At 72.2% G+C, this 20,106-nt stretch carries 19 protein-coding genes; 9 read left to right on the top strand and 10 right to left on the bottom strand.

The window, feature by feature from the left end; genetic code table 11:
- Positions 1 to 103: 103 nt before the first annotated feature.
- Entirely contained in the window at positions 104 to 772 is a 669-nt protein-coding gene (locus Aph01nite_RS37745) for a hemerythrin domain-containing protein (protein ID WP_204045876.1), read from the bottom strand.
- 103 nt (positions 773 to 875) lie between these two features.
- On the opposite strand from Aph01nite_RS37745, the gene Aph01nite_RS37740 reads away from it, so the two are divergent.
- Positions 876 to 4,295, top strand: coding sequence for an ATP-binding protein (locus Aph01nite_RS37740; protein WP_204045875.1), 3,420 nt, complete (start codon positions 876 to 878; stop codon positions 4,293 to 4,295).
- A 39-nt stretch (positions 4,296 to 4,334) separates the two neighbouring features.
- The gene (locus tag Aph01nite_RS37735; RefSeq protein WP_204045874.1) at positions 4,335 to 6,431 is read left to right on the top strand and encodes an MMPL family transporter; all 2,097 of its coding nucleotides are present in this window, start codon (positions 4,335 to 4,337) and stop codon (positions 6,429 to 6,431) included.
- Here the strand turns inward: Aph01nite_RS37735 and Aph01nite_RS37730 are convergent.
- A complete protein-coding gene (locus tag Aph01nite_RS37730; RefSeq protein WP_204045873.1) occupies positions 6,428 to 6,790 on the bottom strand; it encodes an ATP-binding protein in 363 nt (120 codons plus the stop codon). The genes Aph01nite_RS37735 and Aph01nite_RS37730 overlap by 4 nt on opposite strands.
- A 364-nt stretch (positions 6,791 to 7,154) precedes the next feature.
- On the opposite strand from Aph01nite_RS37730, the gene Aph01nite_RS37725 reads away from it, so the two are divergent.
- From Aph01nite_RS37725 to rocD, 5 genes are all read left to right on the top strand, one after another.
- Complete coding sequence (locus tag Aph01nite_RS37725; RefSeq protein WP_239162280.1) at positions 7,155 to 8,042, top strand: Sco1979 family transcriptional regulator; 888 nt, start codon at positions 7,155 to 7,157, stop codon at positions 8,040 to 8,042.
- 96 nt (positions 8,043 to 8,138) lie between these two features.
- Positions 8,139 to 8,366, top strand: coding sequence for a DUF397 domain-containing protein (locus Aph01nite_RS37720; RefSeq protein WP_204045871.1), 228 nt, complete (start codon positions 8,139 to 8,141; stop codon positions 8,364 to 8,366).
- 129 nt (positions 8,367 to 8,495) lie between these two features.
- Positions 8,496 to 8,939, top strand: a complete 444-nt coding sequence (locus Aph01nite_RS37715; RefSeq protein ID WP_204045870.1) for an Lrp/AsnC family transcriptional regulator — start codon at positions 8,496 to 8,498, stop codon at positions 8,937 to 8,939.
- A gap of 143 nt (positions 8,940 to 9,082) precedes the next feature.
- Positions 9,083 to 9,907 (top strand): dimethylargininase, encoded by an 825-nt coding sequence (ddaH, locus tag Aph01nite_RS37710; protein ID WP_239162279.1) that lies wholly within the window; start codon positions 9,083 to 9,085, stop codon positions 9,905 to 9,907.
- A complete protein-coding gene (gene rocD / locus Aph01nite_RS37705; RefSeq protein WP_204045869.1) occupies positions 9,904 to 11,124 on the top strand; it encodes an ornithine--oxo-acid transaminase in 1,221 nt (406 codons plus the stop codon). Before ddaH ends, rocD begins: the two co-directional genes overlap by 4 nt.
- Before the next feature lie 3 nt (positions 11,125 to 11,127).
- Here rocD and Aph01nite_RS37700 read toward each other — a convergent pair whose 3' ends face one another.
- Positions 11,128 to 12,696 carry an alkaline phosphatase D family protein gene (locus Aph01nite_RS37700; protein WP_204045868.1) on the bottom strand — a complete coding sequence of 523 codons (1,569 nt, stop codon included), beginning with the start codon at positions 12,694 to 12,696 and terminating at the stop codon, positions 11,128 to 11,130.
- Positions 12,697 to 12,949: 253 nt separating this feature from the next.
- Between Aph01nite_RS37700 and Aph01nite_RS37695 the strand changes: the two genes are divergently transcribed.
- Positions 12,950 to 14,185, top strand: coding sequence for a Glu/Leu/Phe/Val family dehydrogenase (locus tag Aph01nite_RS37695; RefSeq protein ID WP_204045867.1), 1,236 nt, complete (start codon positions 12,950 to 12,952; stop codon positions 14,183 to 14,185).
- Positions 14,186 to 14,261: 76 nt separating this feature from the next.
- Here Aph01nite_RS37695 and Aph01nite_RS37690 read toward each other — a convergent pair whose 3' ends face one another.
- Genes Aph01nite_RS37690 through Aph01nite_RS37680 form a run of 3 tightly spaced genes read right to left on the bottom strand, consistent with a single transcriptional unit; the run spans position 14,262 to position 16,596 of the window.
- Entirely contained in the window at positions 14,262 to 15,146 is an 885-nt protein-coding gene (locus tag Aph01nite_RS37690; RefSeq protein ID WP_204045866.1) for a Gfo/Idh/MocA family protein, read from the bottom strand.
- A gap of 24 nt (positions 15,147 to 15,170) precedes the next feature.
- Complete coding sequence (locus Aph01nite_RS37685) at positions 15,171 to 16,085, bottom strand: NAD-dependent epimerase/dehydratase family protein (protein ID WP_204045865.1); 915 nt, start codon at positions 16,083 to 16,085, stop codon at positions 15,171 to 15,173.
- 22 nt (positions 16,086 to 16,107) lie between these two features.
- Positions 16,108 to 16,596, bottom strand: a complete 489-nt coding sequence (locus Aph01nite_RS37680) for an SRPBCC family protein (protein WP_204045864.1) — start codon at positions 16,594 to 16,596, stop codon at positions 16,108 to 16,110.
- Between the two features lie 141 nt (positions 16,597 to 16,737).
- Between Aph01nite_RS37680 and Aph01nite_RS37675 the strand changes: the two genes are divergently transcribed.
- Entirely contained in the window at positions 16,738 to 17,406 is a 669-nt protein-coding gene (locus tag Aph01nite_RS37675; RefSeq protein ID WP_239162278.1) for a TetR/AcrR family transcriptional regulator, read from the top strand.
- Here the strand turns inward: Aph01nite_RS37675 and Aph01nite_RS37670 are convergent.
- From Aph01nite_RS37670 to Aph01nite_RS37655, 4 genes are all read right to left on the bottom strand, one after another.
- The gene (locus Aph01nite_RS37670; RefSeq protein WP_239162277.1) at positions 17,403 to 19,085 is read right to left on the bottom strand and encodes a SulP family inorganic anion transporter; all 1,683 of its coding nucleotides are present in this window, start codon (positions 19,083 to 19,085) and stop codon (positions 17,403 to 17,405) included. The two genes, Aph01nite_RS37675 and Aph01nite_RS37670, sit on opposite strands and share 4 nt — an antisense overlap.
- Positions 19,082 to 19,411, bottom strand: coding sequence for an ArsR/SmtB family transcription factor (locus tag Aph01nite_RS37665; RefSeq protein WP_204045862.1), 330 nt, complete (start codon positions 19,409 to 19,411; stop codon positions 19,082 to 19,084). Before Aph01nite_RS37665 ends, Aph01nite_RS37670 begins: the two co-directional genes overlap by 4 nt.
- Complete coding sequence (locus tag Aph01nite_RS37660; RefSeq protein ID WP_204045861.1) at positions 19,411 to 19,593, bottom strand: DUF3073 family protein; 183 nt, start codon at positions 19,591 to 19,593, stop codon at positions 19,411 to 19,413. The genes Aph01nite_RS37665 and Aph01nite_RS37660 overlap by 1 nt, the downstream gene beginning before the upstream one ends.
- A gap of 143 nt (positions 19,594 to 19,736) precedes the next feature.
- A partial coding sequence (locus tag Aph01nite_RS37655) for an alpha-isopropylmalate synthase regulatory domain-containing protein (protein WP_275419349.1) occupies positions 19,737 to 20,106 on the bottom strand: 370 nt, incomplete at its 5' end.

Genomic DNA, 20,106 nt, shown 5'->3' with positions numbered 1-20,106 from the left:
GGGCTCGGCCGCTCCGCAGCGGCCGAGCCGCATGATTGCCGGGGATCGGAGGGATGCGGGGTCAAGAAGGTCTCGTTGCTCAGACGCCGGCGCGGCCGGGCCTTCACTGTCCTCGGATGAGTTTGACCTGCTTGGCGTAGACGCGCTTGCCGAACAGGTTCCAGGCCAGCTTCACCAGGGCGGGCTTGTCCGCCATGAAGTGGGCGTGCTCCTCGGGGGTGATCTCCTCCAGGATGGCGCCCAGCGAGATGAACTTCTTGGTCGCGGACTCCTTGGCCAGCTCCCGGAAGGCCTGCTCGCCCAGCGCGTTCCACTCGGCCACGGTGATGTGCTCGGCGACCAGCGGCAGGATGCGCTCCTCCTCCTCGCCCAGGTGCTCCACCAGCGCCTCGCGGTGCTCCCGCAGGATGGCGACGATCCGGTCGCGCAGGCCCGGGGCCGCGGTGCGCTCCCACTCCGGCAGCAGCGCGGCGACGCGCTCCATGGTGGCGGCCACCACCTCGTGCTGGGCCTCCATCCGGAGCACCAGCTCGGCCTCCAGGTCGACCCGGGCCAGCAGCTTGGGCCAGAGCAGGTTGTCCTCGTTGGTGTGGTGGTGGTGCAGGCCGTCCGCGTACGAGCGGTAGTAGTCGGCGACCACCTTGGCGCGCTCGGCGTCCCCGGCGGCGACCCGGCCCACGATCTCCGGCAGCAGCCGGGACTCGCGCCGGAACACCCGGTGGATGATCACCATTTCCTGGACGTACGGACGGTCGTGGGTGGTGGTGGGCATTTCAGGCTCCTTTACTGGTATGTGCGGTCTCAATCTCCCCCTGGCGTCTTGAAAGCGGCTTGGGACGGTCTTGGGATGTTCGCGGTACTACGCTTAGCTTGTGATGGCTCGTCAGCCTGTGCGCCTGCGCGTACTGGGCCCGCTGGACGCCCGGGTCGGCGGGGTCTCCGTGTCACTGGGCGGTCCCCGGCAGCGGGCGGTGCTGGCCCTGCTGGTGGCGATGCGGGGCGACGTGGTCTCGGTGGACCGCATGATCGAGGACCTGTGGCGCGGGGAGCCCCCGGCCAAGGCGATCGCCTCACTCCAGTCGTACGTGGCGAACCTGCGCCGCACGCTGGAGCCCGACCGGCCGCCGCGCGCCCCCGCCGAAGTGCTCGTCAGCGCCGCCCCCGGGTACGCGATCCGGCTGGACGCCGACGCCGTGGACGCCTGGCGGTTCGAACAGCTGACCCAGCAGGCCAGGACGCTGGGGGAACGGGATCCCGCCGCCGCCAGGAAGGCGCTCGGCGAGGCGCTCGGCCTGTGGCGGGGTGAGGCGTTCGCCGAGGTGGCCGACGAGGAGTGGGCCATCGCCGAGTCGGTCCGGCTGGGCGAGATCCGGCTGGGCGCGCAGGAGCTGCTGGTGGAGGTGACGCTGCGGTCCGCGCCCGCCATCGAGGCGGTGCCGGGGGCCGAGCTGCTCACCCGGCGCCACCCCCTCCGCGAGGAGAGCTGGCGGCTGCTCGCGCTGGCCCTGTGGGGCAGCGGGCGGCAGGCCGACGCGCTGGCCGCGCTGCGCCGGGCCCGGCACATCCTCGCCGAGGAGCTGGGCCTGGACCCGGGGCCCGCGCTGGCCGAGCTGGAGCAGGCCATCCTCGGCCAGGACCTGTCCGTGCTCACGGCCGCCACCCGCGCCCCCGCGCCGCAGCCGGTCCGAGTCGCCGCGGCCGCCGAGCCGCGCGAGTCCGCGTCCGCCCGGGTGACGGAGCCGCTGTTCGTCGGCCGGGAGACCGAACTGGGCGTGCTGACCGGCGCGGCCGGCGAGGTGCTGGCCGGCGGGTCACGCCTGGCGCTGATCAGCGGCGAGCCCGGCGCGGGCAAGACCACCCTGATCAACCGGCTCATCGACGGGCTCGATCCCGCCCGCTGGCGGATCGCCGCCGGCCGCTGCCCCGAGGACGAGGGCGCGCCGCCCGCCTGGGCGTGGATCGAGGCGCTCCGCCCGCTGACCGGAGAGGTCCCGCTCGGCGGCTACCAGGCCGAGCTCGCGCCGCTGCTCGGCGAGGGGCAGCACCCCACCGAGGAGAACGCGGCCGTCGGCCGGTTCCGGCTGCACCGCGCCGTCTGCGCCTGGCTGCGCGGGATGACCGGCGACCCCGCGCGGAACGGTCCAGCGGCTCCGGGCCGGGCCCTCGCCATCCTCCTGGACGACCTGCACCGGGCCGACGCCGAGACACTGGGCCTGCTCACCGCCGTGGCCGAGGAACTGGCGGGCGCGCGCATCCTGCTGGTGGCCGCCTTCCGGCCGTCCGACGTGACCGAGTCGCAGGAGAACGCGTTCGCGCAGCTGGCCCGGCTCTCGCCGATCCGGCTGCCGCTGGCCGGACTGTCGGCCGGCGACATCGGGCGGCTCGTCACCTCCATCTGCGCCAGGCCGGTGGACGAGGACACGATGGCCTCACTCGCCGAACGCACCGGCGGCAACCCCTTCTACGTACGGGAGAGCGCCCGGCTGCTGGACTCGGAGGGACGGCTGGGCGCGGTCCCCGACGGCGTCAGGGACGTGCTCAGGCGGCGGCTCGCCCGGCTGCCCGCCCCCGCCGTGAGCGTGCTCAGGCTGGCCGCCGTGGTCGGCCGCGAGGCCGAGGTGGAGGTCCTGGTCGGGGCCGCCGACGCGGACGAGGACGGCGTGCTGGACGCGCTGGAGGCCGGCGTGCTCACCGGGCTGCTCACCGAGCCCGCCCCCGGCCGGGTCAGGTTCGCGCACGCGCTGGTCCGCGACACGCTCCACCAGGACCTGTCCCAGATGCGCCGGGCCAGGACGCACGCCCGGGTGGCCGACTCCATCGCCCGCCTGCACCCGGGCGACCTGCCCGCGCTGGCCCACCACTACGCCCGCGCCGCCACCTCCGCCACCGCCGAGCGCGCCATGGACTACTCCCTCAGGGCCGGCGAGCTGGCCACCCGCCGGTACGCCCACGACACCGCCGCCGACCTGTTCGCCCAGGCGCTGGAGTGCTTCGAACGGGTGCCCGGCGAGGTCGGCGACCGGGACGCCAGGCGCATCGAGCTGCTGGCTCGCCTGGTCCGCGCGCAGGTGCTGTCCGGGGACGTGGCCGCGGCCAGGGAGACCCGGCGGCGCGCCATCGACCTGGCCGAGGAGGCCGGCCGGGACGATCTGCTGATCATCGCGTTCACCTGCTGGACCGAGGCCACCCCCTGGCAGATCAAGCCGTACGGCATGGTGGACGAGCGCATGGTCGACCTGCTGACCCGGCTGCTGCGCCGCGCCGACATCGAGCCGCTGACCCGGTGCGGGCTGCTGGAGATGCTGGCCTCCGAGCTGGAGGGCGACGACGACCAGCGGGAGGTCGCCGCGGCCGCCGAGCTGGCGGAGCTGGCCGCCACCCTGGGCGACCCGGTGGCCGAGGCCGCCCACCTGATCGTGGAGATCCGCCACAGCCGCTGGGAGACCGAGCCGCGCCGGGTGATCGAGCTGGCCGAGCGGCTGGCCGAGGTCGGGGCGGCCCACCACATGGTCGCCTACCGCTGGTACGGCGAGTTCGCGGCCGCCCGGGGCGCCTGCCTGCTGGGCGACCTGCCCCGCATGCGCGCGCACCTGGACCGGGCCCAGGAGATCGCCAAGACGTACCAGATGGTGGAGGCCCGGGCGGTCGGCGCGGTCGCCGAGGCCACCCTGGCCCACATCGCCGGCCGGCTGGCGGAGGCGGAGCAGCGCTTCAAGGACGCCTACACCGCCATGGCGCGGGCCGGTTCGATCCACGCGGACAGCGCGCTGGCCTTCTCGGTCTTCGGCATCCGGCTGGACCAGGACCGGCTGGCCGAGTACGCGCCCGTCGCCGACCTGCTGTTCGAGACGCACGGCCGGGTGGCCGCGGACGTGGTGGCGATCTGCCTGCTCGCGGCCGGGCAGCCGGAGCAGGCCCAGGCCGCGCGGGCGCGCGGCGAGACCCTGCGGCGCGACTACTACTACTCCATGTACGCGGTGATGCGCGGCCTGGCGGTGGCGCGGCTCGGCACCCGGGCCGAGATGGCCGAGATGATCGAACTGCTGGGCGAGATCAGGGACATCGTGCCGGGGACGGCGTCGCTGTCGGTGGCGGCCCGCCCGGTGGCGCACACGATCGGCGATCTGCTGCTGGCCGCGGGCCGCCCGGCGGAGGCGGCCGAGAACTACCGGCACGCGGCCGCGATCGCCCGGATCCACGGCGCGGTGCCGTGGGCGGCCCAGGCCGAGGAGGCCGCGCGGAAGGCCCTCGGACTGGTCTCCAAGACGGCCCCAAGAGGCGGTCAAGAGGGCTGACCGACCGTGGGGGTGCAACCTGATGAAAAGGACACCCCCATGGCTCGTCTCCTCGGCCGCCTCGGCGGCGCGTCCGCGGCCCATCCGTGGCGCACCCTGCTCGCCTGGTTCCTCGCCCTGGTCGCCGCCGTCGGCGTGGCCGGGGTCGCGGGCGGCGACACCCACGACGACTACAACATCCCCGGCATCCCCTACCGCGTGGGGACGGAGTACCTCGCCGACCACTTCCCCGAGATGTCCGGCGCCACCGCCCGCGTGGTCGTGCACGGCGACCGGGCCGTGCCCGAGCCGCTGCTGGCCGAGCTGGCGGACCGGCTGACGCTGATGCGCGGCGTCGCGGCGGTCGCGCCGCCCCGGCTGTCGGCGGACGGCGACACCGCCCTGATCGCAGTCGGCTACCGCATCCCGGTGACCGACTTCGCCGGATCGGAGGGCGTGGACGCGCTGCGCGCCGCCGCCGTCCCGGCCGAGCAGGCGGGCTTCACCGTGGCCTTCGGCGGCGAGGTGCCGGAGAACTTCTCCGCGCCGAGCGGCACGGCCGAGGCGGTCGGCGTGATCGCGGCGCTGGTCATCCTGGTGGTCGCGCTGGGCTCGCTGGTCGCGGCCGGGCTGCCGATCCTGGTGGCCCTGATGGGCCTCGGCGTCGGCACCTCGCTGATCACGCTGCTGGCGGCGGTCACCGACATCTCCTCCACGGCGCCCACCATCGCCTCCATGGTCGGCCTGGGCGTGGGCATCGACTACGCGCTCTTCCTGGTCGCCCGGCATGTGGAAGGGCTGCGCCGGGGCCTGTCACCGCGCGAGGCGGCGGCCGAGGCCACCGCCACCGCGGGCTCCTCGGTGATCGTGGCGGGCCTGACCGTGCTGGTCTCCCTGTTCGGCCTCAACCTGTCCACGCTCCCGGTCTACGCGTCGTTCGCGTACGCCACCTTCGCCACCGTGGGCGCGGTCATGATCGCCTCCATCACCCTGGTCCCCGCCATGCTGGGGCTGGCCGGCCGCCGCGTGCTGCCCCGCCGCGAGCGTGCCGGCGACCCGGTCCGTACGGTCGTGCCCTCCGGCCCCACCCGGACGGAGCGCTGGGCGCGCTGGGTCGGCGCCCGGCCGGTCAGGTCCGCGCTGGCCGCCCTGGTGGTGCTGCTGGCCCTGGCCGCCCCGATGCTGGGCATGCGCACCTGGCCGCAGGACGCGGGCAGCCAGCCGGAGAGCAACACGACCCGGATCGCCTACGACCTGGTCGCCCGGGAGTACGGCCCCGGCGCCAACGGCCCCATCGTGATCGCCATGCCGGCCGCGCTGGCCGCCCGGGTGGCCGGGGCGCTGCCCGGCGAGCCCGGCGTGCAGGCGGTCACGCCGCCGCGGATCCGGGGCGAGGCGGCCGTGCTCACGGTGGAACCGGCCACCGGCCCGCAGGACGAGCGGACCACGGAGCTGGTCAAGCGCCTGCGCGACACGCTGCCCGCCGGGGTGATGGTGACCGGGACCGTGGCCGGCTTCGGCGACATCTCGGACCGGCTGGCCGAGCGCCTGTGGATCGTGGTCGCCTTCGTGGCCGGCCTGTCCCTGCTCCTGCTCACCGTGCTGTTCCGGGCCCCGGTGGTGGCGCTGAAGGCGGCCGTCATGAACCTGCTCTCGGTGGCCGCCGCGTACGGGGTGATCACCGTGATCTTCCAGACGGACGCGGGCGCGAGCCTGGTCGGGCTGCCGCACGGCGGGCCGATCTCCAGCTGGGTGCCGATCCTGATGTTCACCGTGCTGTTCGGCCTGTCCATGGACTACGAGGTCTTCCTGCTCTCCCGGATCAGGGAGGACTGGCTGGCCACCGGCGACGCCCGGGGCAGCGTGGTGCGCGGCCTGGCCGCCACCGGAAAGGTCATCACCAGCGCGGCGGCGATCATGGTCGCGGTGTTCGTGGGCTTCGCCCTGGACCCGGACGTGACGGTCAAGACCACCGGCGTCGGCATGGCCACGGCCGTGCTGATCGACGCCACCATCGTCAGGATGGTGCTGGTGCCCGCCACGATGGCGCTGCTGGGCCGGGCCAACTGGTGGCTGCCCGGCTGGCTGGACCGGCTGCTGCCGAAGACCGGGCACGCGGCGCCGGCCCCGCCGGAGCGGGAACTGGCCCGGCTCTAACCGCCGGGCACGGTGAAGATCGCCCAGACGACCTTGCCGCTGCCCCGCAGGATGGTCCAGCCCCAGGTGAGGCTCAGCTCCTGGACCAGGAGCAGGCCGCGCCCGGATTCGGCGAAGTCGTCCTCGGGGCACATCATCGGCGCCCGCTCGCTGGGATCCCGGACGGCGCACGCGACGTGGTAGCTCTGGCTGGCCAGCCGCAGCTGGACCGGGGCGCCGGCCGCGTCGCCGTTCAGGCCGTCCGCCAGAGCGTGCCGCAGGGCGTTGGTGACCAGTTCGGAGACCACCAGCTGGACGTCGTCGGTGACCTGGGGCAGACCCCAGTCCCGTAACGTCTGGGCGGCGAACCGCCTGGCCACGGAGGCCGAGCCCGCACCCGCTCGCAGAGCGCAGCTGGCGGGTGCGGGCCAGCTCAAGTCAGGCCCCACAACCGACTCGAACTCCGGGATAAGCCAAGAAGGCGCCGTGCCGACGCCTCGGCCTGCCAGATGTGCGGTCATCGCCGTCCCTGAAGGTAACTATCGGCCTTCCCTGTACATCATATGCAATCACGGATGCACGTGCATCGGTACGTACATCATCAGTTTCCCGGTAAATATTCGTAACCACGAAGTTGTCAGGCTGACGAGAAGATCGGCTACCCCGGGCGTGCCCGCAATGCGACAATGGTTCACTGTTCCGGGAATCGTCTGTCCATCCATGCCAGGAGTCGACGTGAACGCGGTGCCTGATGCCGGCGGGGAACCTAGGGTTCTGCCCTATTCGCGCGGCGGCCCGACCGTCCTGCGCATCCTTCTTGGTGCGCAGCTGAGGAGGCTGCGCCGGGCCAAGGGGATCTCCCCCGACGACGCGGGGCACATCATCCGCGCCTCCCACGCGAAGATCAGCCGCCTGGAGCTGGGGCGGGTAAGTTTCAAGGAACGCGACGTCGCGGACCTGCTGACCATGTACGGCCTGACCGATCCCGACGAGCGGGCCGCCCTGCTCACGCTTGCCAGGGAGGCCAACACGCCCGGCTGGTGGCACAAGTACAGCGACCTCCTGCCGAGCTGGTTCGAGGTCTACGTCGGCCTCGAGGAGGCCGCGGCGGTCATCCGGAGCTACGAGGTCCAGTTCGTCCACGGACTGCTCCAGACGCCCGACTACGCCCGCTCGGTCATCAGGCTCGGCCACGACGCCCCCGACGACGAGATCGACCGCCGGGTCGCGCTCCGGGTGGCCCGGCAGAAGCGGCTGGAGGGCCCGGAGGCGGTCAAGCTCTGGTCGGTGGTCGACGAGGCCGCGCTGCGCCGCCCGCTCGGCGGCAGGGAGACGATGCGGGGCCAGGTGGAGCACCTCCTGGAGATGACCCGTAACCCGAATGTGACCCTGCAGATCGTGCCGTTCGACCGGGGCGGGCACGCCGCCGCCGGCGGGCCGTTCACGATCCTGCGCTTCGACGAGCGGGAGCTGCCCGACGTGGTCTACCTGGAGCAGCTCACCAGCGCGCTCTACCTGGAGAAACCCGAAGAGGTCGACCGCTACATGCAGGTCATGAACACCCTCTGCGTGGAGGCCAGGCCGGTCTCCGAGACCCCCGCGTTCCTGGAGGACGTCCTCAGATCTCTCTAGCCGCCGCGTGCAATTACGAACGCAATCACATCCGCAAACACAGATGCACGTGCACGGCATAGGCTGCTCTCCAGAACGACACACCTGGAGGGCAGGATGGAGCACGTCCCCAACGCGAACGATCTGAGCGGCACCACGTGGCGCAAGAGCACCCACAGCAATCCCAGCGGCAGTTGCGTCGAGGTGGCCCGCCTCGCCGACAACAAGGTCGCCTTCCGTAACTCCCGCTTCACCACCGGTCCCGCGCTGGTGTTCGGCCGCGCGGATCTGGCCGCGTTCCTGCAGGCGGTGAAGTCCGGCGAGTTCGACGACCTGACGGTGTAACCAACTGGAACGTTCGAATCCCGGACGCCCAGGACCCGGCCGGGCGAATCGGGCGGATGTCTCCGGCGCCCTTCCGGGCGGCCAGGGCGCGCGCGCGCCGGCCACCCGGAAGGGCTGTATACAGGGGTCGTGAAGTTGGACGAGCTGGATCGCGCCATCATCGGGGCCCTGGTCGAGGACGCCCGATCGACATATGCCGAGATCGGCGGCCAGGTGGGGCTGTCGGCTCCCGCCGTCAAGCGGCGGGTGGACCGGCTGGTGCAGACGGGCGCGATCACCGGGTTCACCGCGCGGGTGGAGCCGTCCGCGCTGGGGTGGACCACCGAGGCGTACGTGGAGTTGTTCTGCCAGGGGAAGACCTCGCCGAGCGCGATCGCGCTGGCGGTGGCGGGCCTGCCGGAGGTCGTGTCCGCGTGCACGGTCACCGGCGAGGCCGACGCTTTGTTGCACATCCGGGCGACCGACGTGCGCCACGTGGAACAGGTCATCGAGCGCATCGCCGCCGAGCCTTTCGTGGTGCGGACCAAGAGCGCGATCGTGCTCACCCGCCTGATCACGCCGCGGCCCGCGTAACGAATCGCCGGTCAGGGCCGGGAAAACGCAATCGATCTCCATTGAGGCGCAATGCCGCCGCATTGGCGGGAACTCGCGGCGTTCCTACCCTGAAGACAGCAACCCGGCCCTCTTTGTGGAGATATTTCGTGATTCCTGCGCACATGACCGTAGGTCTTTCTGACCACCGGGTCGCGACGACCCGGCATTTCCTGATGTGCCGTCCCCAGTTCTTCGGAGTCACGTACTCGATAAATCCATGGATGGATCCGAGCCGGGGCGCCGACGCGGCGACCGCCGTACGGCAGTGGGAGGCGCTGAAGAGCGCCTACGAGTCGCTCGGCCACAAGGTGAGCGTGATCGACCCGGTCGACGGCCTGCCGGACATGGTGTTCGCGGCCAACGGCGCGCTGGTCGTGGACGGCAAGGTCTACGGCGCGCGCTTCGCGCACCAGGAGCGGGCCGCCGAGGCCCCCGCCTACCTGGACTGGTTCGCCCAGCGCGGCTACCCGGTCAAGGAGCCCGCGTTCACCAACGAGGGCGAGGGCGACTTCCTCACCCTGGACGAGGTCATCCTGGCGGGCACCGGCTTCCGGACCGACGTGGCGGCGCACCTGGAGGCGCAGGAGTTCCTGGGCCGGCCGATGATCACGCTGCGCCTGATCGACCCGCGCTTCTACCACCTGGACACGGCGCTGTTCGCGCTCGGCGACGGCAACGTCTGCTACTACCCGGGGGCGTTCTCCGAGGGCAGCCTGCGGGTGCTGCGCCGGATCTTCCCCGACGCGGTGCTGGGCGATGAGGCGGACGCGCTGGTGCTCGGCCTCAACGCGGTCAGCGACGGCAGGAACGTCATCGTCAACGCCGAGGCGACCGGGCTCCGCGACACCCTCACCCGCAATGGTTACGACGTCGTGCCCGTCGAGCTGACCGAGCTGCGCAAGGCCGGCGGCGGGCCCAAGTGCTGCACTCTGGAGATCCGCCTGTGAACACTAGGGACTTCATCGAGCTGAGCGAGAGCCGCAGCGCGCACAACTACCACCCGCTCCCCGTCGTGATCGCCTCCGCCGAGGGCGCCTGGGTCGTCGACGTGGACGGCAACCGCTACCTGGACTGCCTGGCCGGCTACTCCTCCCTCAACTTCGGCCACGGCAACCCGGAGATCCTGGCCGCGGCCCGCGACCAGCTGGACCGGGTCACCCTGACCAGCCGCGCCTTCTACCACGACCGGTTCGCCGCGTTCGCGGCCGGGCTGGCCGAGCTGTGCGGCAAGGACATGATCCTGCCGATGAACACCGGCGCCGAGGCGGTCGAGACGGCGATCAAGGTCGCCCGCAAGTGGGGGCACGAGGTCAAGGGCGTACGGGAGCCCAACATCATCGTGATGGAGGACAACTTCCACGGCCGTACCACCACGATCGTCAGCTTCTCCACCGACCCGGACGCCCGCGACGGCTACGGCCCCTACACCCCCGGCTTCCGAATCGTGAAGTACGGCTCCGCCGAGGCGATCCGGGAGGCCGTCGACGAGAACACGGTGGCGGTGCTGATCGAGCCCATCCAGGGTGAGGCGGGCGTGCTCGTGCCGCCGGACGGCTACCTCGCCCAGGTCAGGGAGATCTGCACCTCGGCCGGCATCCTGATGATCGCCGACGAGATCCAGTCGGGCCTCGGCCGTACGGGCGAGACGTTCGCCTGCGACCACGAGGGCGTCGTCCCGGACATGTACGTCCTGGGCAAGGCGCTCGGCGGCGGCGTCGTGCCGGTCTCCGCGGTGGCCGCAGACGCGGACGTGCTCGGCGTGATCAGGCCGGGGCAGCACGGGTCCACGTTCGGCGGCAACCCGCTGGCCTGCGCGGTCGGCAGCGCGGTGGTCGCGATCCTGAACCGGGGCGAGTTCCAGCGCCGGGCGCGGGAGCTGGGCGCGGGCCTGCACGAGCGGCTGCGCGAACTGCCGGGCGTGGTGGCGGTGCGCGGGCGCGGGCTGTGGGCGGGGATCGACATCGATCCTTCGCTGGCGAGCGGCCGCCAGGTGTGCGAGGCGCTGATGCGCCGGGGCGTGCTGGCCAAGGACACCCACGGCTCGACCATCCGGCTGGCCCCGCCGCTGGTGGTCACCGCCGAGGATCTGGCCTGGATGGTGGACCGGCTGGGGGACGCGCTGAGCGCGTTCCAGGCCGAACGCCAGGCGCAGCCGATCGCCTGAGGGCTAGGCCGGTCTCCCGGGGAAGGGCACCCGGGAGATCTCGGCCAGCTCCGGCGGGTCCGCGGCGGCCTTGGGGCTGTACCAGCGGGCCTCCGGCACGCCGCCCGGGAAGGTCAGCGTGGCCAGGGCGTTGGCGAACCAGGGACCGTGGGTGATCCGCCACCGGTACGGCGGCTTGGGCAGCCGGGCGGTCCTGGCGAGCAGCCCGCCGAACAGGCCGGCCACGCCGAACTGGGCGACGATGTTGGCCAGCCGGAGCGTACGGCTGAGCGGGTTCCTGATCGGGGAGCAGACCAGCTGGTAGAGCGGCACGCCCTTGGCCTTGGCCACGTACGAGTAGTGCACGTCGCCGGAGAGCATCAGCACGGTCGAGCCCGACTCGCCCAGCAGCCGGCACAGCCGTTCGAAGGAGCGCCGGAAGGCCGCCCAGTGCTCCAGGTCGACGGCCTGCCGGATGCGTTCCGACCAGCGGGCCACCCGTTCGCCCCACGCCCCGTCGGCGAGCGCCTCGTTCCAGGCCTCGACGTGGTGGATGCCGGCGGGCAGCAGCACGGGCACCGACGAGCCGACCAGCAGCAGCCGGTGCTCGCCCGTGACCTGCCCCTCCAGCCAGGCCCACTCGGTGGAGTCCAGCACGGAGCGCTCGCCCGGCACGAGGTGGCGGGCGCACCGCGTGTCCAGCATGATCAGCCGGGTGTCGCCGTAGTCCCGGGCGTAGCTCCAGCGGCTGGTGGTGGGGTCGGCGTCGGCCCGCTCGGCGAACGCGTCCAGGACCTCGGCCCCGTCCGCCATCTCCCTGACCTTCAGGAAGACCTCGTCGACGGCCCGTTCGGCCGGCGTCAGGTTCCCCAGATGCTGGTACACCCAGTACGCCCCGAGCCCCGCCACCACCCGCCGCCGCCACCACGGAATCCGGGCCATGCTCTCCCGCCACGGCTGCGAGGTGTTCCAGTCGTCCCGCAGGTCGTGGTCGTCGAAGATCATCGCGGTCGGCACCGTGGAGAGCACCCACCGGATCTCCGGATCCGTCCAGGCCTGCCGGTACAACTCCGCGTACTCCTCGAAGTCGGCGATCTCGTCCACCGGCTCCGAGCCGCCGCGCCGCGACCGGATGTACTCCACCATCTCCGCCGACGGCTCGTCGGCGTACACCTGATCCCCCAGCATCAGCAGCAGATCGGGCAGCTCGTCGTCCACCGTCAGCTCGTGCCCGTACGCCCGGAGCGTGTCCACGCCATGACTCACCAGATGCGGCAGATCGTGCGGCACACTCGTCCGGCAGGACCCGAACACCACCCGCTCCAGCTTCCGGACCGGCCGGATCACGCTCCGCTCCATCCCCTCCTCGGGCCACACCGCCACCCCGTCCAACTCCACCCGGTACGGCACCGCCTCCCGCACCGGCACATCCACCAGCGCGAAATGATGCCCGTGCACGGTGAAGGTCGGCTCCTGGGCGCGCTCCTCCCCCGCCACCACGCTCACCTGGCAGGGATGGCTGGTCTCCACCCAGATGGTCGCCGTCGAACCGTCCGCATGCCGCAACAGCGGCCCGATCACGAGGTCTGCCACCCCCAAGGAATACCGCAGGGGGACCTCTCCCGCACACCCCGATCATGAGCACGACACGCTCCAAATCGGCGAACAGGGAGACCTATTCCGCCGACTCGGCATATTCCCTTCGGGATCAGGGCCAGGATTGGATCATAGGTAGCGGCGTCGTCCGGGTCGCTTGCGGTGGAACGCTCCGTCAACGACGACGGGGTGAGTGCCGGAGGCATGCCCGGGGGGCGCACCGACACTAGGTGGAGGAGAACTCTCCGACATGACCATCACGGATTTCCCGACAACGACGTCGGGGATTCGGAGCGCGGTCCGTGGGCGGCAGGCGTTGCGCGCCGCCCACGCTCAGCTCTCCGAGGCCGCCCGCTTCCTCGGGCTCGACGAAGGTCTGCGCCACATGCTGGCCACCCCGCGCAGGTCCCTGACCGTCTCGGTTCCGGTACGCCGGGAGGACGGCCGCATGGAGGTCGTCCAGGGATACCGCGTCCAGCACAATCTGACCCGCGGCCCCGCGAGGGGCGGCATCCGCTTCCACCCGGACACCGACATGGCCGAGGTGACCGCCCTGGCCATGGGGATGACGTGGAAGTGCGCCCTGGCCGGCATCCCGTACGGCGGGGCCCAGGCCGGCGTGGCCGTGGACCCGCGCGCGTTCACCCGGCGGGAGCTGGAGCGGGTCACCCGGCGGTACACCAGCGAGATCCACCCGCTGATCGGGCCGGACCGGGATGTCCCCGCACCGGACGTCGGCACCGACGAGCGGACCACGGCGTGGATCACCGACACCTACGGCGTGGGCGCGACCGGGGGCGAGTCGCGGGCGGCGGGGGCCGCACGCGGGATCATGATCGCCGCGCTGGCCGCGCTGGGCCGCCTCGACGGCCGTACGGTCGCGGTGCAGGGGTTCGGCAAGGTGGGCTCGACGCTCGCGACGATGCTGGCGGAGGCGGGCTGCCGAGTGGTGGCCCTCTCGGACACCACGGGCGCGATCCACGCCGACCGCCTGGACGTGGCCGACGTCCAGCCCTGGGCGGCCGCCGGCGGCGGGCTGCGCGGCTATCCACGCGCGGACGCGATCACCCAGGACGAACTGCTCGGACTCGACGTGGACGTCCTGGTCCCCGCCGCTCTGGAGGGGGCGCTGACCGAGGGCAACGCGTCCCGGGTGCGGGCGCGGCTGATCGTGGAGGCGGCGAACGGCCCGACCACCCCGGAGGCCGACCAGATCCTCGCCGGCCGGGGCGTCACGATCGTGCCGGACATCCTGGCCAACGCGGGCGGAGTCATCACGGCCCACCTCGAACGGCTGCGCGACAGCCAGGTCTGTCCCTGGAGCGCGCACGAGGTCGAGGTGAGGCTGCGCGAGACGGTCGAGGGCGCGTTCCGCGAGGTGAGCGCGCTCGCTGCGGCGCGGGGGCTGACCCTGCGGCAGGCCGCGTACGCCGTCGGCGTCGGCCGGGTCGCCGACGCGCACCGGGCCCGCGGCCTCTGCCCGTGAGTCCGCGGGGGTCCTCCGGCATCCATCGGTGAGCTTCGGCGAGCCCCGGTGAGCTTCGGTGGCCCCGGTGAGCCGGTCAGGCGGAAGCGACGATCTGTTCGCACAGGAGATGCGTCTCCAGCGCGTCGCCGGCGTCGAGCAGCCTGTCCGCGCCGACCGCGTCCAGGAAGGTGTGGCAGGCCTGCTCGATGCCGCGCTGCCGGGACACCGGCGTCCAGTCGGGGCGGCGGGCGAGCGACTCGCCGGGACCGAACTCCACGACGTCGCCGAGGTTGACCACGCGGCGCTTGACCCCGCCGCCCATGGTCTCGCAGGTCTCCTCGGCGGCGCCGCTCACCCTGCTCATGATCCCCAGTGCCGTGAACCCGTCGCCGTCGAGTTCGAGCACCACGTGCTCCAGCAGGCCGGCGACGATCCGCGTCCTGATCCTGGTTCCGGTGACCTCCCCCGGGGCCAGGAAGCGCAGCGTGTCGACGACGTGCACGAAGTCGTCGAAGACCGCCGTACGGGGGTCCTCGGCCAGGCCGGTCCGGTTCTTCTGCATGATCACCAGGTCCCGCGGGAGGCCGGCCAGGGCGGCGTAGCCGGGGGCGTACCGGCGGTTGAAGCCCACCATCAGCGAGCGTTCCCTGGCCCGGGCCAGGGCGACCAGGCGTTCCGCGTCGGCGTAGTGGTAGGCGAGCGGTTTGTCCACGAAGACGTGCACGCCCGCGTCCAGCAACTGGGAGACGATCTCCACGTGGGCGGCGGTGGCCGCGTGCACGAACGCGGCGTCCAGCCCGGCGTCGATCAGATCCGCCACCCGCGTGAACCGCGCGGGGATCCGGTACGCCTCGCCCGAGCGCCGCAGCCGCTCCGGATCGCGGGTACACAGCCGCAGGTCGAGCCCGGGGGTGGCGGCGAGGACCGGCAGATACGCCTTGGTGGCGATATCGCCGAGCCCAATGATTCCGATACGCATCCCCCGACCCTACTGAAGATCACCCTATGGACGGATATATGACTCTTTGAGAGCTTCGTCCAGCGGGGTGGGGGTCAGGCCGAAGGTCCGCTGGAAGGCGGAGGAGTCCAGCACGAACGGGCGGTCGAACTGGTAGCGGGTCTCCCGCAGTTCCCGCATGAACGGCTGCACCAGGCCCAACGCCTTGATCAGCCAGTACGGCACCTCCATGACGCGCGGCTTCCGCGCCCCGGCCAGGAACGCGGTGCGCTCGGCCACCGTGCGCGCGGACATCGCGGGCAACGTGGGCACATGCCACGGCCGCCCCCAGGCCCGCTCGTCCGTGCCCGCGATCGCGAGCGTGCGCGCCACGTCGGGCAGGTACGTCCACGCGCGCGGGATGTCGGGATCGCTGAGCACGGTGACCCGCTTCCCCGCCGCCGCCGGCTGGATCACGTACGGCGACAGGAAGCCCTGGTCGGTCGAGCCCGGGCCGAAGTAGTCGGAAGCGCGGATCTCGGTCGTGCGCACCCGCCCGGCCTCGTGCGCCGCCAGCGCCTGACGCCACATCTCGGCCCGGACCCTGCCCTTGACGCCCCTGGAGGCGAGGGGCAGGTCCTCGGTCATCGGGCCGTCCACGGGGCCGTAGCTGTAGAGGTTGCCGAGGATCACGTAGACGGCGCCGGTGGACTCGGCGGTCCGCAGCATGGCGTCCGCCATCGGCGGCCAGTCGGTGGTCCAGCGGTGGTAGCGCGGGTTCACGCAGTTGTAGAGGACGTCGGCGCCCGCCGCCGCGCGGGCCAGGGCGGTGTGGTCCGAGGCGTCGGCGGCGATCTTGGTGGCCTGGTCGGCCCCGGAGCCGGAGCGGGTGACCTGGACGACCTCGTGGCCCTGCTGGTGGAGGAGTTCCGCGAGCTGACGGCCGACCTGGCCGGCTCCGATGACGACGTGCTTGCCCATGATGTGTCTCCTGTTGCTCTCGTCAGTTCTCGGCCGCTGCCTTGAGGGCGGCCAGGTAACGGTCGTGGCCTTGGCGGAGCTTGTCCGTGCCGTACAGGACGGAGGCGAACAGGCCGGCCAGGGATTCGGACATGGTGACGCGGGTGCGTCCGCCGTCCAGGGGTTCGAGCAGGTGGCGGTCGACGGCGCGGTAGCCGAAGACGACGCCGCTCCAGGTGAGCTCGCGGCGGGGCTCGACCACGGCGAACCGTGAAGTGATCTTCAAGCCGCCGAGCTTCCACCGGAAGCGCTCGCCGGGAGCCATGACGCCCAGGTCCAGGACCTGATACTCCGGGTACCAGCCCGGCCAGCCGCGCAGGTCGCTCAGGAGCGCCCAGACCCGCTCGACCGGGGCGTTCACCACGACCGAGGACGAGGAGGTCACGGGGGCCCGCTCGTCGATGCGGCCCTTCGCCGCGTATTCGGTGTGCAGGTCGTCGAGGGAGGGCCCCCGGTAGAACAGAGCGCTCATCTGCGTCTCCTGGATCGTCGCTTCCTTACGAGAGCAATGCTCTCCCATGAGAGCACTAGTCGTCAAGAGCACTGCTCTCGGTTTGTGTCAGCGCTCTGATATGGTGCGGGGGTGAGCGCAAGCCGTACCGCACGGGAACGTGTGAGAGCAGAGCTGGTCCGGGAGATCACCGACATCGCCAGGAGCCACCTGGCCGACGAGGGGGCGAGCGGGCTCTCGCTGCGCGCCATCGCCCGCGAGATGGGCATGGTGTCATCCGCCATCCACCGCTATTTCGCGACGAAGGATGACCTGCTCACGGCACTGATCATGGACGGGTACAACGCCGCGGGAGCGACCCTGGAATCGGCCGACGCCGCCTGCTCCCCCGGCGACTACCCCGGGCGCTGGCTCGCGGTCTGCCACGCCCTCCGCTCCTGGGCCCTCGCCAACCCGCACGAGTACGCGCTGATCTACGGCTCACCGGTCCCCGGCTACCGCGCCCCCGAGGACACGATCGTCCCCGCCGGCCGCTCCACCACCGTGTACGGCCGCATCCTCGCCGACGCCCACGAGGCCGGCCGCCTCGTCCCCCCGGACACCATGGGACCCCCGGTCCCCGCCATCCTGAGCGAGGACGCCCAGGCCGTGCGCAGCGTCATGCCGGGCGTCTCCGACGACCTCGTCTCCCGCGCCATCATCGCCTGGACCGGCCTCTACGGCATGATCAGCTTCGAGCTCTTCGGCCAGTTCAACAACGTGATCACCCACAGGACCGAGTTCTTCGACCACAACATGCGCGCCCTGGCCGCCTTCCTGGGTCTCCGCTAAGTCCGGCACGGCTCCTCTGGAGCGGTGACCGGGAACAGGAGCGTGCGGGCGTACGCGATGGCGGCGGGCGTGTCCGCGAACACCAGGCCATCCCGGCGAAGATGGTCGGCGACACCGAGCGTGGCCAGAACCTGGTCGTGCCCGGGCTTGATCCCCGAGATCAGGACGGTGATCCCCCGGTGCTCCAGCCGTCCGACGGCGTCGCCGAGCACCTGGGCGCCGGTCGCGTCCAGGGTGGTGATCCGGGACATGCGCAGAATGACCACGCGCACGTCGGCGACCTCGGAGAGTTCGAGCAGGAAACGATGGGCGGCGCCGAAGAACAGCGGCCCGTCGAACCGGTAGGCCACGATGTGCTCGCTGAGCAGGGCCTGCTCCTCGGCGCTATGGTCACCGGCCGCCAGCGGAACCTGATCCAGCCGGGCGGTGCGGGCGACCGCCCGGAGCGCGAGCACGGCGGCCAGGCCGAGCCCGATGCCCACGGCGGTGACGAGATCGAACACGACGGTCACGGCGAAGGTCAGCACCAGCACGAAGGCGTCCCCACGGGTCGCGCGGACCAGCGCGAACAGGGAGCCGACCTCCACCATGCGCACGGTGGTGGCCAGCAGGACCCCGGCGAGCGCCGCCAGCGGGATCGCGCCGACCAGCGGACCGGCGGCCAGCACGATGACCGCGAGGACCGCGGCGTGGGTGATCGCGGCCAGCCGCGACCTGGCCCCGGCCCTGACATTGACGGCCGTACGGGCGATCGCCGCGGTGGCGGGGACCCCGCCGAACAGGGGCGCGGCGATGTTGGCGACGCCCTGCCCGAACAGTTCGCGGTCCGGGTCGTGCCGCTCACCGACGCTCATCCCGTCGGCGACGGTCGCGCACAGCAGGCTCTCCAGCGCGGCCAGCGCCGCCACCGCCAGCGCGGACGGCAGCAGCGTGCCCGCCATGCCGAGGTCCATGAACGCGAGCGACGGCGTGGGCAGCCCGGCCGAGATCGTCCCGATCCTGGCCACATCCAGCGAGAACGCCTGGGCGGCCAGCGTGGCGAGCACGATTCCGGCCAGCGAGAACGGAACACCCGGCCGCAGCCGGGCGCCGGCCAGCATCAGAGCGGCGACCGACAGGGCCATGGCCGGAGCGGCCCAGGACGGTCCGGCCGCGAAGTCGGCGACGGCCTCGGCCGCGACCTGCCAGACCTTCTCCCCGTTCCCGGCCGTCACGCCGAGGGCGGCCGGGATCTGCTGCAGGGCGATGACGACGGCGATCCCGGCGGTGAATCCCTCGACCACCGAGGTCGGCAGGAACCGGGCGAGCCCGCCCACCCGCAGCGCGGCCAGGACCAGCAGCACCAGCCCGGCCATCAGGCCGACCATCAGCACTCCGCCGGCGCCATGGGTGTGCACGATCGGCACCAGCACGACGGTCATCGCCCCGGTCGGCCCGGACACCTGCAGGTTGCTTCCGCCGAACACCGCGGCCAGCGCTCCGGCCACGACGGCGGTCACCAGTCCGGCCTGGGCTCCCAGACCGGACGCGACGCCGAACGCCAGGGCCAGCGGCAGCGCCACCACCGCGACGATCAGTCCCGCCATCAGGTCCCGCGCCGGTGAGCGGCGGGCCGCGGTCCAGTCCGAGCGCGCCGGCAGCAGGGCGTGGAACCGGCGCAGCGGTTCGCGCGGGTTCACCCGGCCTGCTCGAGTTCCTCGAGGAGTTCGCGCTGGTCCGCCAGCAGGTCGGTGAGGATGGCCCGGGCCGCGCGCATGAGTTCGGACACGTCCGCGCCGGCCAGTTCGTACACCACCGTGGCGCCGTCGCGCCGGGCCGTCACCAGCCCGGCCCGGCGCAGCACCGCCAGTTGCTGGGACAGGTTCGGCGCCTCCACCTCCATCGCGGACAGCAGGTCGCGAACCTGCTTCGGCCCTTCGCACAGGAGTTCCAGCACCCTGATGCGGAGCGGATGGCCGAGGGTTTTGAAGAGCTCGGCCTTGGCCTGATACAGCGGAACGGGCATTACTCGACCGGGCCCTGCTCCGTTTCGGCACCCACGTCGGCGGTGGCGTTCACGTCGGTACGCGCGGCCGGCGCGCCCTGAACCCCCAGCTCCCGTCGGAGCGACTCCAGATCTCCCCCGTCGCGGTACTTCAACGCACGGGCGACCTTCACCTGCTTCGCCTTGGCTCGGCCACGTCCCACGGACATCTCCCCCTCAACCGGCTCAATAATTGCCGAGATGAGCAATTAAGAAAATCTGCAAGTCCAGTCTACGGGTTTCCGGGGGCCCACATGAACGTGGAGCCATCCGGACCGGCCGGATGGCTCCACGGGTGACCGGATCGTCAGCGCTGGGCGCGGTTGACGGCCGAGATGATGGCCTTCAGCGAGGCGGTCGTGGTGTTGGCGTCGATGCCGACCCCCCAGAGGGCCTGGCCGCCGATCTCGCCCTCCACGTAGGAGGCGGCCTTCGCGTCGGATCCCGCGCTCATCGCGTGCTCGGTGTAGTCGAGCACCCGGACCTCGACGCCGACCGAGGCGAGCGCGTCGCAGAACGCCGAGATCGGGCCGTTGCCGCTCCCCTGGATCTCCCGGATCTGCCCGTCCACGCGCACGTCCGCGCTGATCACGTCCTGCCCGTCGGCGGAGGACACGTGCCGGTGGGCGAGCAGGCCCAGCCGCCCCCACGGCTTGTCCGGGTTCGGCAGGTACTCA

The organism is Acrocarpospora phusangensis (genome assembly GCF_016862995.1).
GTDB lineage: Bacteria > Actinomycetota > Actinomycetes > Streptosporangiales > Streptosporangiaceae > Acrocarpospora > Acrocarpospora phusangensis.
Note: the sequence above shows the minus strand (reverse complement) of the source record. Positions and strands in the feature narration are given on the sequence as shown.